Origin of the sequence: Burkholderia sp. Bp8998 (assembly GCF_003854235.1) — a bacterium.
In the GTDB taxonomy this organism is placed as follows: domain Bacteria; phylum Pseudomonadota; class Gammaproteobacteria; order Burkholderiales; family Burkholderiaceae; genus Burkholderia.
Window position 1 is genome coordinate 1 of the sequence record NZ_QTQF01000058.1, and the last position, 14,205, is coordinate 14,205.

General features: G+C 65.9%; 12 protein-coding genes. 8 read left to right on the forward strand and 4 right to left on the reverse strand.

From position 1 onward, the window contains the following. Window positions 1-5: 5 nt before the first annotated feature. Window positions 6-209, reverse strand: coding sequence for a cold-shock protein (locus tag DIE06_RS34485; RefSeq protein WP_057926883.1), 204 nt, complete (start codon window positions 207-209; stop codon window positions 6-8). Between the two features lie 123 nt (window positions 210-332). Continuing rightward, a complete protein-coding gene (locus tag DIE06_RS34490; protein WP_124665240.1) occupies window positions 333-497 on the reverse strand; it encodes a zinc ribbon domain-containing protein in 165 nt (54 codons plus the stop codon). Between DIE06_RS34490 and DIE06_RS38560 the strand changes: the two genes are divergently transcribed. Continuing rightward, window positions 426-572, forward strand: coding sequence for a hypothetical protein (locus DIE06_RS38560; RefSeq protein ID WP_185733549.1), 147 nt, complete (start codon window positions 426-428; stop codon window positions 570-572). The two genes, DIE06_RS34490 and DIE06_RS38560, sit on opposite strands and share 72 nt — an antisense overlap. 236 nt (window positions 573-808) lie before the next feature. Then, window positions 809-997, forward strand: coding sequence for a hypothetical protein (locus tag DIE06_RS34495; RefSeq protein WP_124665241.1), 189 nt, complete (start codon window positions 809-811; stop codon window positions 995-997). Between the two features lie 172 nt (window positions 998-1,169). Here DIE06_RS34495 and DIE06_RS34500 read toward each other — a convergent pair whose 3' ends face one another. After that, on the reverse strand, window positions 1,170-2,540 hold the full coding sequence (locus DIE06_RS34500; protein ID WP_124665242.1) for an MFS transporter: 1,371 nt from the start codon (window positions 2,538-2,540) through the stop codon (window positions 1,170-1,172). A gap of 887 nt (window positions 2,541-3,427) precedes the next feature. Between DIE06_RS34500 and DIE06_RS34505 the strand changes: the two genes are divergently transcribed. Both DIE06_RS34505 and DIE06_RS34510 read left to right on the forward strand, forming a co-directional pair. Next, window positions 3,428-5,749 carry a YjbH domain-containing protein gene (locus DIE06_RS34505; RefSeq protein WP_124665243.1) on the forward strand — a complete coding sequence of 774 codons (2,322 nt, stop codon included), beginning with the start codon at window positions 3,428-3,430 and terminating at the stop codon, window positions 5,747-5,749. Window positions 5,750-5,803: 54 nt separating this feature from the next. After that, the gene (locus DIE06_RS34510; protein ID WP_124665244.1) at window positions 5,804-6,520 is read left to right on the forward strand and encodes a carboxypeptidase-like regulatory domain-containing protein; all 717 of its coding nucleotides are present in this window, start codon (window positions 5,804-5,806) and stop codon (window positions 6,518-6,520) included. Between the two features lie 290 nt (window positions 6,521-6,810). Here the strand turns inward: DIE06_RS34510 and DIE06_RS34515 are convergent, their stop codons facing one another. Continuing rightward, window positions 6,811-7,125 (reverse strand): helicase, encoded by a 315-nt coding sequence (locus tag DIE06_RS34515; RefSeq protein ID WP_124665245.1) that lies wholly within the window; start codon window positions 7,123-7,125, stop codon window positions 6,811-6,813. A gap of 874 nt (window positions 7,126-7,999) precedes the next feature. Here DIE06_RS34515 and DIE06_RS38565 point away from each other — a divergent pair. From DIE06_RS38565 to DIE06_RS34530, 4 genes are read left to right on the forward strand one after another with little or no spacing between them, the layout of a single operon-like run. Continuing rightward, window positions 8,000-9,799, forward strand: a complete 1,800-nt coding sequence (locus DIE06_RS38565; RefSeq protein WP_185733546.1) for a hypothetical protein — start codon at window positions 8,000-8,002, stop codon at window positions 9,797-9,799. 26 nt (window positions 9,800-9,825) lie between these two features. Continuing rightward, on the forward strand, window positions 9,826-12,246 hold the full coding sequence (locus tag DIE06_RS34520; RefSeq protein ID WP_185733547.1) for an SAM-dependent methyltransferase: 2,421 nt from the start codon (window positions 9,826-9,828) through the stop codon (window positions 12,244-12,246). Then, on the forward strand, window positions 12,243-13,028 hold the full coding sequence (locus DIE06_RS34525) for a streptomycin biosynthesis enzyme StrG (protein WP_124665247.1): 786 nt from the start codon (window positions 12,243-12,245) through the stop codon (window positions 13,026-13,028). Before DIE06_RS34520 ends, DIE06_RS34525 begins: the two co-directional genes overlap by 4 nt. After that, entirely contained in the window at window positions 13,025-14,200 is a 1,176-nt protein-coding gene (locus tag DIE06_RS34530) for a hypothetical protein (RefSeq protein WP_124665248.1), read from the forward strand. Before DIE06_RS34525 ends, DIE06_RS34530 begins: the two co-directional genes overlap by 4 nt. Window positions 14,201-14,205: the final 5 nt, after the last annotated feature.

Genomic DNA, 14,205 nt, shown 5'->3' on the forward strand with positions numbered 1-14,205 from the left:
AAAACTTACAGCGGCTTGATGCTGGCGGCCTGCTTCCCCTTGGGGCCCTGCTTGACCTCGAAGCTGACCTTCTGGCCCTCCTGAAGCGATTTGAAGCCACTTCCCTGAACCTCGGAGAAGTGCGCAAACAGGTCTTCGCCGCCGTCATCCGGCGTGATGAATCCGAACCCCTTCGTATCGTTGAACCACTTGACGGTACCCGTTGCCATACTCTGGACGCTCCAAGAAAATCGGTTGTAAGTGACGCGACTGGCCTGCGCCAGACAGCGGCTACCTTGTATCACAAGGGGGCTGCCACTGACAATCCGGACTTTTTGTAAGACCGCCTGGGATCAAGTCTTTCTTGACGTCTTCGCGACAAATGGCGTCGGTACGTGTTGAACCTGTTCGCTTCCGCAATGAGGGCACGGCGGATGAGCCGATGCATGTTCAGCGAGATGCTCGACGCTCTCGAACGTTTTGCCGCACTTCTCGCAACGGTATTGGTAGGTCGGCATGGCATTCCTCCGGTATCGATGCTGCGCGAGGATATGAGTATGGTTCTTGGCGGTGCGAACTTGGTATTGCAGTGAACCCGCATTAATGCGATGGCGAGGGAGTCGGGCTGCAGCGGCGCTCGATCGCACGAACCTCCGTCACCTGTTCATGCCCCCCGCCGGGGCGCACGCGCGATCGAGCGGGTTGGGGTGTTGAGGCGTGGCATGGGGATTCGCGTCGCGCGCCGCGTCATCGCGGCGACATTTTTCTCGCGTAAATCTATGGCACTTCGCCTGTCGGCGGAGGACCGTTTTCTCGAGGAATACCGACCATGGCGGCAAAACGCCTTCGCATCAACATGATTACCCGTCGCCAGTCGACGTTCGATGGCCGGCATCTCGACACCGAGGTGGCACGCCGTTTCGACGCGCACGCGCAGGACGCGACGCCTGCTCATCTGAAAGGTACGCAGGGCGCCGAGGCTGAATGGCTGCCGCGCGTGAAGGTCAGCGAGCGATAACCCGGTTACGCCGGGCGGACCGCCGCGCGACAGCGGTGATGTCGCCGTCCGGCGACGCTCCCGATGTCGATCCATGTGAAACGCGCCCGCCGGGCGGCGAGCGCCGAATCACGAACGGCGCGGCATGCATATCGCGCCCCGTCGTCATCGCCTGCCGGAGCTGGCGAATGCGTCAAGTCACCGGCGGCGCGTGCCCATGATCCCCCAAACCGCGAGCGTCGTCGTATTCCCGCGAAATATCCTTGTTCGTATAATCCCCGAGCCTCGATGCGGCGACCACGCTCAGCACCGCACACACCAGCACGTACGCCGCGATCGCATACCCCGAGTGGTAGTAGGCAAACAGCGCCGTCGCGATCAGCGGTGCCGGGCCGCCGGCGATGACCGAAGCGAGCTGATAACCCATCGACGCGCCGCTATACCGCAACCGCCCCGTGAATGACTCGGCAATCAATGCGGCCTGCGGTCCATACATCATCGAATGCGGGACCAGCGACAACACGATGGCCGCGAAGATCCATACCGGATTCCGGCTATCGACCATCGCGAAGTAGACGAATCCGAACACGCCGGCGGCAGCCGCACCGATCATGTACATCTTCCGCCGCCCGATCAGATCCGACACGTGCCCGAACAGCGGAATGGTGACGAACTCGACCACGGATGCGACCAGCACCGCCGCCAGCAGCAGTTCGCGCGTGACGCCCAGCGCCGTGATCCCGTAAGTAAACACGAACGCCGTATAGATATAGAACGGCGCCTGTTCGGCCATCCGCGCAAACGCCGACAGCACGATATCCCTCGGTTGCTTGCGCAGCACTTCGAGCATCGGCGTCTTCTCGATCCGACGCTCGGCCAGCAGCTTCGCGAAGATCGGCGTCTCGAGAATATTCAGGCGGATATAGAGCCCGATCGCAACCAGCACGATGCTGAGGAAAAACGGCACACGCCAGCCCCACGCGAGGAAAGCGCTGCCGGAAAACCAGCTCATGGCCAGCACGGCAAGGTTGGCGAGGAACAATCCCGCGGGCACGCCGAACTGCGGCCACGACGCGACGAAACCGCGATGCGTATTGGTGCGCGCCCACTCCATCGACATCAGGACCGAGCCGCCCCATTCGCCACCCACGCCGACGCCCTGGATGAAGCGCAGTACCGTGAGGATAACGGCGCCCCAGATGCCGATCGCGGCGTAGGTCGGCACGAAGGCCACGGCGAACGTGGCGAGCCCCATCAGCAACAGGGTCACGATCAGTGTGGCCTTGCGTCCGATGCGGTCGCCGTAATGGCCGAAGATCGCCGCGCCGACCGGCCGTGCGACAAAGCCGACGGCATAGATCAGGAACGCCTGCAGCGTGCCGACGAGTGGGTGGGATTGCGGGAAATACAGCTTTGCGAAGACCAGGCCGGTGACCGTGCTGTAGAGGAAGAAGTCATACCATTCGATCGTGGTGCCAATCGTGCTGGCGATGACGGCGCGGTGCAACTGGCGCCGGGCTTCCTCGTCGGAGAGGGGCGTGGCCGCGGATTGCATGGCAGCCATTTTGATATCTCCCGAAAAAGGGCGATAGAGAGATAAACCTTACGCCTCGTGACAAGTTCCGGCAAGCGCGCGCTGTGAATGTCTACCACGGCGCCCAGGGTCGTTTATTCGTCATCCTTATATATCAAAATATGATATTTGATTGTCATTCGCCGAGCCAATCTTGACTGACTGGCACCACGGGAGTCTGAATGACCATTGGCCGTGAAGCAACTGGATAGCACCGTCGCGTCCTTGCCGTCGATCGTCCGAAAGTTTACAAGCATCGGCTTGTCTCATTGATCTCAAGCAGCTTGCTCCCGATGGCTCGGGCGCGCACGCATCAAGCGATTGCGAAAGGCGATTCCGCTCTCGCGCGCGGGCATGCTTGTTTCCATCGACTCAATTTGTCCGATTTGATCAAGAATCCGGCGCAGATCGCGCTTCCGGTTTCCATTAGACTAACTCACATATAGGTAACGATCCGTAATGCAGGAGCGAGACATGCGAATCCGTGGGGAAGCGCACGTCTGAATGTAACGATTCCCGCGGACGTGTACTGCATGGCGATCGGCACGATCGCCGGACGCGTGAGCATGGGATGAAAGTCGGTTTAATTACTAAGTCATGCGAACGAAATAAATTTTGATGAAATCCGGTGCCGGTTACGGTCACCGGGCTTGATTGCGCGAGCGAATCGCTTCTGGGAACGGTCCACGCGGCAGGACGAGATGGGCGCGCCAAATCGCTGACGGGCGCGCGATGTTGGGGGGACGTTGCCATGTGTCGATCCCGGTGCCCGGTGGTCGGCGTGCGACAGCGATCGGCGTTACGCATGCCGGTGCGTGTCGATATTCGGCGATGTCGGATGCCACACACGATACGAACAATCAAGTACGCGACCGATAATGATCAAGCTACGTGCGAACGAGACCACGAACAAGCCGGCGGCCATTGCCCTGGGGGCGGCATTGGCATTTTCCCTGCCGGCTGGCGCGGCGGGCACGCCGGTGCTGACATCGCTGGGGCAGTCCGGCGGGCTCTTGATTCCATACGGATTCACGCTGCCTGAAGGGACATTCGAGGGGCAATACAACAACTACATCGATCCACGGTTCGGGAAGCAGACGACGCGTTCGGACATCGTCTGGGGCGCGATCGGCCTGTTTCCCCACGTGGAAATATCCGGCGGTCTGGCGAACTATCCAGGCAACGTACGCGCGACGGTGCCGGGCTACGACCATATCGTGCTTCGGCATCTGATGGCGAACGCAAAGGTCTCGATTCCGAAGTTCTTCGCATACCAGCCGGACATCGCGATCGGCATCAATGACGTTGGCGGGCAAACGCATTACTTCCGGTCCACCTACGGTGTCGTATCGCAAGTGCTCGGGCCGGCGACGCTGACGGTCGGCTACGGGCACGGCGACCGGCTCGACGGGGTGTTCGGCGGCGCCGAGCTTCGGCTGTGGCACACGGGCCTGTCGCTGCTGGCGGAGCACGATTCGAAAACGCCCTATGCGGGCATCCGCTTCCAGTCGCCGCCGATCAAGTGGCTGGCCGACGCGAGCCTCGTCGGCACCGTGATGCGCTCGCTCAGGCATACGGACGGGATCGCGCCGCGCACATCGTTCGCGATCGGCGTGCAGATTCCGCTCGGCAAGCGGTTCGATGCCGCGCGTTGCGGCGATGGCTTGTGCGGCGACGCGCCGGTTGCTGCGCCAGGCGTATCGGCGCCGGACGACGTGCGCGCGGCGGACGACGACACGCTGCGACCGGCGCCCGCGCTCGCGCCGCTCGGCGCATTCACGCGGATCGAGCCTGCCACGCCTGCGACGGTGGACGCGTCACGCGACGATCGAGTCATGCCGTCGCTTCACACGCCACCGGATCTCGTTCGGACCGCCGCGCCGGCAGCCGACGCGGCGCCGGACCCGGCGGCGCTCGACAGGATCGTGCGCGCGCTGACGGACGCCGGGCTCGAGCGCGTGCGCGCCGGCATGGCGGGCGCGGATCTCGTCGTCGAATATGAAAACCACCGCTACAACCAGAACGAGGCGGACGCGCTGGGCATCGCGCTCGGCGCGGCAGCGGAGTACGCGCCGAAGGGCGTCGAGACCGTGCGCGTCGTGATCAAGAAGGCGAACGAGCCGGTAGGCGAGGTGAGCGTCGATCGGGCGGACTACGCGCGCTTCGTCGCGGGTGGCGCGTCGACCGCCGCCGGCGCGTCGCTGTCGATGCGCACGCGGCCGACGCACGATGCGGATTCGATGATGTGGGTGGGCAACGCCCGTGCGCACGGGCTCGTACGGATCCAGATCGCGCCGGTCACGCGCTACCTCTACGGCACTGAGTACGGCAACTTCGACTACTCCGTGGGCGCGAAAATCCAGGGCTTCGTGCCGCTGTGGCGCGGCGCGGAACTGTATTCGAGCGTGATCGTGCCGATCGCGAACAGCAAGAACATGGACAACGGCCGCGTCTACGACGCGTACCGTCTGCGCGGCGGGCTGTCGACCGTTGCGCTCGTGCAGAGCTTCTGGATTGCGCCGCGCGTTTTCAACGTGACCGCGCTCGGGAAGTTCGACCTCCAGTACCTGGGCGTCGAGAACGAGACGACCGCGTTCGTGCCGGGCCGTCCCGACGTGGTGCGGCTGAAGCTCGCCTATCTGCATCACGAGCCGGGCAAGGATGCGCTGCCGGCGGAGAAGAACGCGCTGCTCACGTACCGGTGGGTCGAGCCCGCGTGGAAGATGTGGATCGAGGCGGGCGTCGCGCGCTATGTCGGTGGCGACAAGGGCCCGCTGATCACGTTGACACGCTGGTTCGACGACGTGTCGTTCAGCGTGCAGGGATGGCACAGCGGCCACGGCTCGTTCCTCGGCGCATCGGTCAGTTTCCCGTTGACGCCGCGCCAGGGCATGAAGCCGGGGATCGTGCAGATCAACGGGCCCGAGCAGTTCTCGCTCAATTTCCGCACGCGTGTCGGATCGTCGAACTATCTCGCGCAAGACGGCGCCGAGAATCTCGACTTTGCCTACAGCGCGCAACAGTTCCTGCTCAACCAGGGGCGCTTCAGCGCCGGGTACTTCGCGACGCAGCTTTACCGGATGCGCGATGCATACAAGCGCTACGCGCATCCCGCCGGCGTGGCGTCGCCCGCGACGGAGGCGGCGCTGCCGGCTGACGGCGTGCAGCCGTCGGCCGCGCGCGAGGCAAGCATTCAATGATCGAGGGACCGGAGAGTCCTCAGGAAAATCGAGTTGACCTAACGGAGAAAATCGATGAAGACGATGAAGAAAGCGGCACTGACGGCATTGCAAGTCGGCACGTTTGCGCTCGCGGGTACGCTCGCGGCATGTGGCGGGGGCAGCGACAGTTCGAGCCCGACGCCTTCGAACGCGTCGTCGGGCACGATCAGCGGCACGGCCGCGACCGGCGCACCGATGGCGAACGCGGCGATCACGATCGTGTGCGCGACCGGCAACGGTTCGGGCACGGCCGACGCGAACGGCGCGTTCTCGGTCACGTTCGTGTTCGCGGGGCCGTGCGCGATCACCGGCACGAACGGGGCGACGACGCTGCACTCGTTCGCGAGCGGCGCCGGCACGTTCAACGTGACGCCGTTGACCGAACTGCTGCTGACCTATCTGGCGGGGCAACTGGGCACGGACCTGAACGGGCTGCTGGCGGGCCTGGCGTCCAATCCGACGTATCAAAGCGTGTTGACGAACCCCGCTGACATTACGGCTGCGGCGAATGGGGTTGTCCAGACCATCAAGAACGAAACCGGCGTCACGCTGTCGACGTCGTCGTTCCTGACGACGCCGTTCAAGCCCGGCCAGGCCGGCCAGGATTCGGACCTCGAAGCGCTGAAATCGAAGGGCGCGCTCGGAGGAAACGGCCAGCCGTCCGCGACGCTGCTCGGCAAGGTGGGCGACGCCGGCAAGTCAGCTGGCAAGCCCACCGGCGGCAAGGGCGGCAGCGGCAACCCGGCGTAACGGCGAGCGAAACCGCGCGGCGCCGTGCGCGCGGATTCACGTCCGGCGCGTTGCCCGCCACGCGGTTCGACGGCGAACTCGGACTCGATATCACCTCCGAAGGAGCGGGTAGTCGTGAACCGAAGGTGAACTGCCCGGCTGCGGCGACGCCCTATGGAGCGCAGCAGAGTCAACACTGCGTGATTAACAAGAACCAGGACATGTTCATGGTCGGCTTGGCACGCAATTTCCAAGGGCGCGAGCGCTTCGACTTCCTCGGGGCGATCGTTGCCTTCCGTTCCGACCGCCTTTTACGCGTCTTTCAGCCAGGGCATTTCCACGGGTGACACGACCAGTTGCCGGAATTCGCGTTTCAGATCGAAGATGAATCCGACCAGAATCATCGACTCGGCGTAAGGAATCGGAAAGACATGCGGATTTTCCGGAGTACGCAGCGGACGCTCGGGTGTGTCCGCCGTCGCCGCGGCATTCTCGCGAACGCTTTCCAGTTCGTCGGCCATGGCCGGGCCACCGACTTTCAGCACGCGGCTACGCAGGTCGCTGAAGGGCTCGATGCGCGCAGCGTCTTCGTGATATTCGGGCACTTCGTATACGAACCAGGACATTTTTGTCTCCCATGAGCAGGGGCGTTATTCTAACGCTGCTACGGAACGCGAGTCGGAACCGGCACCGGCTTCGCTCAATGCAGATCGGGCGATAAGTAGAGAACCCCGAATTGTTCCGCCAACTGCGCGAGCCGCCGATCGCGCGCGTCCAAAGCCAGGTGCTCGGGGGCAACGGCACCGACGGCAGCAGCGTGCAATCCACCGCGCCGCATCCGCGTCCATGCAGCCGTTCCCGCTCGATCCAGTCCGCTACTTCGCTTGGCGTCGCGAGGCGCGTCTGGCGCAATAGCGCGAGAACTTGCCGCGACGGCGTATCTCGGCGCGATCCCTCCATGTCCCTGCCGTCGAGTCCCCGGTCTTGCGTGCCGTTGCATCCCCGGGAACTGACCCATGTAGCCCCACATGGACGAATTCGTCCATCGCGCAAGAATCTACCGGACGAATTCGTCCTTCCATCGGCGAGCCGCAGCGGGTCCTGCGGATGCATGCCGGACGTGCGGCCACTGGCATATGCGTTGCTTTGATTGGTGCTCGCGGAGACTCCGCGAATCGGGGCGACCCTCCTGCGTGCTCGCGATCAGGATGCGCACGGCTCAGCGCGCATTCGGGAGGTCGAGCGGCTGTTGAATCGACCGGAGCTGGTGGCGGGTCCTTGCTCGCGACAACGACCGTGCGCACCGCGCTGCCGCGCCTGTTCGCCCGGCAATGTCGTGCATCGGGGCGCTGTCGCCGAAGTGGAATCTGCAAGATGCGGGCGTCTTGCCCGCGGTTCCGACAGGACGCGAATCAATTTCCACAGGAGATCAGCCATGAATGCGTGGGTTTGTCAGCGGTCCGATCCATCGCCGTATTCACCGTATCGCGCATGGGTGCAATGAACATGGCCACTTACCCGATCAACGTCACCAGCACATACGGCGCGGCGGTGAATGTTTACACGACGATGTCGCCGACCCCGACCAATCCGCCGTCGACCGATCCTTCGGCCTACGTGCCGACCTATACGCTGCTCGGCAGCGTCCCGGCGGACGGTACCGGTCACTTCACGACCGACGAGCCGATCGCGCGCGTCGTGATTACGCGTCAGACCGACGAATTTCCGCTCAAGGTGGCCGTCGCGGAAGCGCTCACGCCCGGCTCGCAGACGATTCCGCTCGCGCAGTCCGACGCGGACGTCGCACAGGCAGGCTGGAATTTCTACCGGAATACCGTGAGCCAGCCGTTTACGCCGACGGCGCTCAACTTCAACGCGCTGGTCGAGAACACCCCGGTGACCACCCTGCCGGATGCGGCGGCGACCTATTTCTCGCAGAACGGCGCAGCGGGGCTCACGTTTGGCCTCTACTCCGCGCTGGGCTACTGGGCGACGAACCAGCTCCATGCATTCCCCGGCACCTACTATTGCTACGAACCGCCCGCAGCGAGCTCGATGGGCTTCATCCTGCCGACGACCTGCGTCGGCACACTGACGATCACCGGCGGCAAGGCGACGTACACGCCCACCGAAGGCACGCCGATTCCGCTCGACTTCGCGACCTCGCAGCTGTCCGGCGCAGGGGCAACCGCGAAGAACGGCATGCTGCTCACGGCCGTCATACGCGACCTCGCGTGGGAAGGGCACCCGGACACGATCACCTGGGCTTTCGTCGGCACGTACAACGGCCAGCAATTCATCGCGCAGTCGTACCAGGACCCGACGCTGCCGTGGTACGCGGTGCTCTATGACCTTGTCTACGGCGCGTTCTTCACCGTCCAGCTCGCGATGGCCGTCGATGCGGCGATCAACCTGCTGGCCGCGATTCCCGGCGGGCTGCAGTGGCTCGCGACCAACGTCGGCGAGATCGCCGGCAAGATCCGCGGTGCGCTGAACGCCAACGGCGACAGCGCGGCCCCGGACAGCGCGGTGGGCGACGATGCCGATCCCGTCAACGTGGACGTCGACATCGACATCGACATCGATATCGACGTGGATGTGGATATCGACATCGACGTCGATGTGGACGTGGATGTCGACATCGACGTGGACGTGGATTTCATTGCCGTGGTCGACGTGGATGTGGATGTCGACATCGACGTCGACATCGATGTCGTGACCGACAGCGACATCGACGTCGATGTGGACGTGGATATCGACACCGACGTCGATGTGCAGCCCGGGACGGTATCGCGCGTGCTCGGCGGGGTCGGCAACTGGATCATGACCAAGGCGCTGCCGACGCTCGTCGAGGGCGTCGCGATCTACGTCGCGTTCCAGACTGCCGGCAAGCTGCTCGATGCATGGCGGCAGGCAGACGAGCGCGACATGCAGAATCTCCAGCCGCGCCAGACCTCCGGGCTGGGCCTGCTCGTCAACTACATGCTGAACGATCCGATCCCGGTCGACACGCGCTGGACCACCTTCAGCCAGTACGTGCAGGAAGTGCAGGGCGATTCGACCACGCTGCAGGTGACGCTGTCGACGATCCTGCAGACGAAGAACAGCCAGGCGGATACCGAAGCGCAGAACTGGCGCTGGCCGCAGGATGCCCAGGACGCGCTCGTCGCACAGATGAAGCAGAACACCGGCGCCAACGCATATCTGGCGTTCCAGACGCTCGCGAATGCGACGTACCAGAACCGGCCGCTGCCCGTGAAGACCGGGGCGTCGGTTGCGATGGTCTACCTGAAGGGCTGATTGCCCGTCCGTCACGAGGATCGATCATGAGCACTGCCTGGGCGCAGCCGGACCCTGAACGCTATCCCGATGCGGAAACGCATCGCCGCCGCTGGCGGCATCTCGCGCGCGAGATCGCGGCGCGTGCGGCGTCCATTACCGACGATCCGGCCGACATTGCGCCGCCGGCCCGGCCGGGTTTGCTGGAAATCCTCGGCTCCGGGATCGAGGCGAGCGGTTTCACCCGTGCGGACGAGGCGCGCATTCGTGCGGCAGATCACGTGTTCTTCTGCGTCGCGGACCCGGCGACGAAGGTCTGGCTGCTGCGCGAGCGGCCCGACGCCTACGACCTCTACACGCTGTACGACGACAGCAAGCGACGCTACGTCACGTACATGCAGATGGCCGAAGCGATGCTGCATCCGGTGCGACAGGGGCAACGGGTCGTCGCGATCTTTTACGGTCATCCGGGCATCTTCGTGCTGGCGACGCACCGGGCCGTCCGGATTGCACGGCGCGAAGGGCATCGCGCCGAGATGCGTGCGGCGGTCAGCGCGCTCGACACGCTGTGTGCGGATCTCGGCGTCGATCCCAGCCAGCCCGGCATGCAGATGTACGAGGCGACGGATATGCTGATCCGCAGCCGCCGGCCGGATACGGGATTGCACCTCGTGCTGTGGCAGGTCGGGCTGATCGGCGAGCTCGGGTATCGCCGCCAAGGGTATCTGAACAGCAACTTCTCGGTGCTGCTCGACTATCTCGAGGCGCTGTACGGCGCCGACCATCCGGTCGTGAACTATGTCGGCTCGCGCTATCCCGGCGTCGAGCCGTTGATCGACCGTCAGACGATCGCATCGCTGCGGGATCCGTCGGTGCAGAACTGGGTGACGGGCATCTCGACCTTCTACCTGCCGCCGAAGGACGCGGCCCTCGCCGATGCGGCGATGCTCGACCGGCTCGGGCTGCTGCACCCCGGCCAGCCGCTGCGCACGACTGCCGACGCGTTGCGCGTGATCGATCGCTATGGTCCGCGCGAACGCCGTGCGTTCACCGATTTCGCGACCTTCGACGTGCCGCAGAGCTACCAGTGGCAGCCCGACAGCGCGGCCGCGCGGTTCGTGCTGGCGCTGTGCGACGATCCGCACCTGCGCGAGCGCTATCGCGACGATGCCGCCGCGGCCGTCGCCGGCTGGCCGGGCCTGTCGCCACGCGAGCGCGAGCTGCTGAGCCGGCGCGATGCCGGTGCGATCCAGCTCGCCGCGAAAGGACTGCGTGCCGGCGGCGAGCCCGAAAACCGCCGGCTGCTGAGCCTGCTGCTCGACCGCAAGTCGGCGAGCGCGACGCTGCTCGCGGCGGTCAAGCGCGCGCCGGCCGGCCGCGTGCTGGCGGCGGCCGCGTCGTGGAGCGACGCGCGCGGCATCGCGGCCGACTGGCCCGCGCTCGCCGCCGATTTCCAGCAACTGCTGCGTCGCGACCTGGCGGTATGGAGCGGGTTCTATCTGGCCGCCGGGCAGGCACTGTCGATGTCGGTGTTCGGCCGGCCGGACGGCGGCGTCACGCGCGTCGACCTGAACGGGGTGCGCGTGCAGGGCGCGCGCTTCGACAAGGGCGTGCTCACGTGGTCCGCCGATGCCGGAAATCCCTGCTCCGGCTACCTGCAGCCCGATCTGCGCCCGGGCGGCCAGCGGCGCTGGGTCGGACTGATCTGGCAGGCGGGCGCCCACCCCGATACGTCGCACAAGCTCGTCGTGGATGAGTGCCTGGCGCGCCCGCGGCTGCCGGCAAGCGCGATCGCCGGAGTCTATCGATGGCTCGCGCCCGGTGCAGGCGAGCACCGGATCGCGATCCTGCCGACGGCGGCCGGGATGAGCGTGACGCTCGACGGCACGCCTGTCGACGAACCGCTGTCGATTGGCCGCGACCATTTCACGCTCGGCGAGCGCCGCGTGCCGTTCGCGGCCCGCATCCGCGACGACTTGCCCGCCGCGTACCTGCATGGCGAATACCGGCTGCTGCTACGGCACGGGGCGCTGGCCGAGGTGACCTCCGCGTGCGTCGATGCCGGCGGCTTCTCGATCGGCGGGCGGCGCGTGGCGGCAACGTTCGACGGCGAAGCGATGCAATGGCGCGACGGGCCATCCGCGATGGCGTGCGGATCGCTGACATTCACGCTCGATCCGGTCACGTTGCGTCCGCTCGTGCACGGCACCGCGCAAGGCGCGAGCGGCGCGAGCATCGCGCTGCGCGGGATGGCGGTCATGAGCGGCGCCGACGCCGCCGTGCTCGCCGCGACGCCGCGGCTCGGGCTGCCCGACTGGGCGTGGGCGCATCTTGTCGCGATCATGGCCGCGGCGAGCCGCAAGGGCGGGCTGTTCCTGTGGCACGGCTACGAGCGCGCATCGACCAATCTCGCACGCGCCCGCCAGGTGCTTGCGCGACTGCACCGGGATGGAGCGGACCCCGCATGAGCACCGTCATGGCCACCGACGCGTCGATTGCCGACGTCGATCGCGCGCAACTCGTACGCGAAGCCGGACCGCGCCCGCGACTCACATGGGTGCTGCTCGACTACGACACGTCGCGCTTTCCATTCGCGGCCGTGCTGAGCCGCGACGTGTACAAGGTGCAGCGCCTCGACCGGCTGCATGTGCACCTGCTCGACCATCGGCGGCGCAACGGGCGCAGCGTGCGGATCGGCCCGCGCGACAACCTGATGGTGAGCGCGATGATGGAGCGTCAGCCCGCCGATGCCGATTTCTGGAAGCTCTACCACGGCTTCATGCTCGCGCAGCTCGCGCCGCTGGTCGGGCGCGGGATTTCGTACACGAGCCATCCGAAGCTGCGCATCCACCTGTCTGGCACGGCCAGCATCAGTTCATTTCATCACGACATCTGCGTGACGCGCCGGATCGACCAGATCAACTTCTGGATGCCGTTCACCGACGTGTTCGATGGCGCGACGCTGTGGCTCGAACGCGACTATGGCAGCGGCGATTTCGAACCGGTGCCGGTGCGATACGGGCAGGTGCTGATCTTCGACGGCGGCTATCTGGGCCACGGCACGGTCGCCAATCATTCCGGCGTGACGCGCGTGAGCCTGGACATGCGCTTTTCCTACAAGCGGGCGACGACGCGCGCCGAAGGCGTCGCGCTGATGGACCGGATCGTCGACGTGCTCGAGCGGCCGCGCGGCAGCGTCGACGACGCCGGGCCCGTCGAGCGATCCCTGACCACGCAGGAGGCACCATGATTCAGGAACTCGGGCAGCAGGCGCTGGCCGTCGCCGCGGACGTGACGGGCCTGGGACACAACCGGCCGCGATCGGTCGGCGCGGTGCATTACGGCCCCGACGGCGCGAGCGTCGCGACCATGGGCCAGGCGAGCTATGCGGACGTGTCGGATATGGGCGGCACGATCCGCTATGCGGCATCGCTCGCGGGCGGCGCGCCCCATTCGACGTCCGACATCGTCATCGATGCACAAGGCCGCGCGGTGTCGTCGGCGACGCGGCTGCTCACCGCCGACGGCACGCTGCGGCGCACGGTGCAAGGCATCTATCGCGCGCTGGCGCTCGACCCCGCCGGCTGGCCGACCGACGGCGTCGCGCAATTCTCGCTCGCCGGCCCCGACGGGTCGCCAAGCCATGTCGCCGAGATGACCTACGCGAACGAACGGCCGGCGCGTTACTCGCTCGTCAACGACACATCCGGCGGGAAGGGCGCGATCGCGAGCCGCCTCGAGATCGATTTCGCGAACGCCGTGCTGGTCGGCACGCGGCTCGCGGGCGGCGAACTGGCGATCGTCCGCCATGCCGGCCCGGCGCTGACGCTCGCGAGCACCGCGCGCTCGATCCTGACCGCGCACGGAACGCCCGGCCGTCTGCTCGCGACCAACTACGCGGAAGACGGCTCAACGGCGCGCCAACGTGTCGAATCCGACTACGGCGGAGTCGTGTTCGATGCGCGCGGCAAGATTCTCGACGGGCATCTGCTGGTCAGGTTGCAGCCGGCGGCCAGCAACACGCAGGTGCTGACGCTGTTTCGCTTCGCGAACGGCAAGCTGACCTCGACTCGCGTGCTGAAACCGGGGGACCCCGTGCCGCCGCCGCGCGAAGCCGCGCCGGCAAAACCCGTGCCGGGGCCCTGGCAGCCGACGCGTGCGCCGGATCGGACCCGGCGGGCGTTCCGCGCCGACGGCAGCCTCGCGCAGGTGCGCGACGAATGGCTGTCGAGTGGCCGCGCCGCGCCTTGGCGCTCGCGCGTCACGGGTTTCGCGACCGACGGCCGGACCGTCGTGCGCGTGACCGACGTCGACTATCGCACGGCGCAGTTCTCGACCGACGGGCAGCCGATCGGCGGCACGATCATCTCCATCAGGTTCGAAGGGGGCGTGCGCTCGAGCACGACCCGCGTCGAGTACTAGATGCT

Excerpts from the sequence above, each read along its gene's own strand:
- DIE06_RS34485 (WP_057926883.1), bottom strand. The coding sequence starts at position 209 with ATGGCAACGGGTACCGTCAAGTGGTTCAACGATACGAAGGGGTTCGGA.
- DIE06_RS38560 (WP_185733549.1), top strand. The coding sequence starts at position 426 with ATGTTCAGCGAGATGCTCGACGCTCTCGAACGTTTTGCCGCACTTCTC.
- DIE06_RS34490 (WP_124665240.1), bottom strand. The coding sequence starts at position 497 with ATGCCGACCTACCAATACCGTTGCGAGAAGTGCGGCAAAACGTTCGAG.
- DIE06_RS34495 (WP_124665241.1), top strand. The coding sequence starts at position 809 with ATGGCGGCAAAACGCCTTCGCATCAACATGATTACCCGTCGCCAGTCG.
- DIE06_RS34500 (WP_124665242.1), bottom strand. The coding sequence starts at position 2,540 with ATGGCTGCCATGCAATCCGCGGCCACGCCCCTCTCCGACGAGGAAGCC.
- DIE06_RS34505 (WP_124665243.1), top strand. The coding sequence starts at position 3,428 with ATGATCAAGCTACGTGCGAACGAGACCACGAACAAGCCGGCGGCCATT.
- DIE06_RS34510 (WP_124665244.1), top strand. The coding sequence starts at position 5,804 with ATGAAGACGATGAAGAAAGCGGCACTGACGGCATTGCAAGTCGGCACG.
- DIE06_RS34515 (WP_124665245.1), bottom strand. The coding sequence starts at position 7,125 with ATGTCCTGGTTCGTATACGAAGTGCCCGAATATCACGAAGACGCTGCG.
- DIE06_RS38565 (WP_185733546.1), top strand. The coding sequence starts at position 8,000 with ATGAACATGGCCACTTACCCGATCAACGTCACCAGCACATACGGCGCG.
- DIE06_RS34520 (WP_185733547.1), top strand. The coding sequence starts at position 9,826 with ATGAGCACTGCCTGGGCGCAGCCGGACCCTGAACGCTATCCCGATGCG.
- DIE06_RS34525 (WP_124665247.1), top strand. The coding sequence starts at position 12,243 with ATGAGCACCGTCATGGCCACCGACGCGTCGATTGCCGACGTCGATCGC.
- DIE06_RS34530 (WP_124665248.1), top strand. The coding sequence starts at position 13,025 with ATGATTCAGGAACTCGGGCAGCAGGCGCTGGCCGTCGCCGCGGACGTG.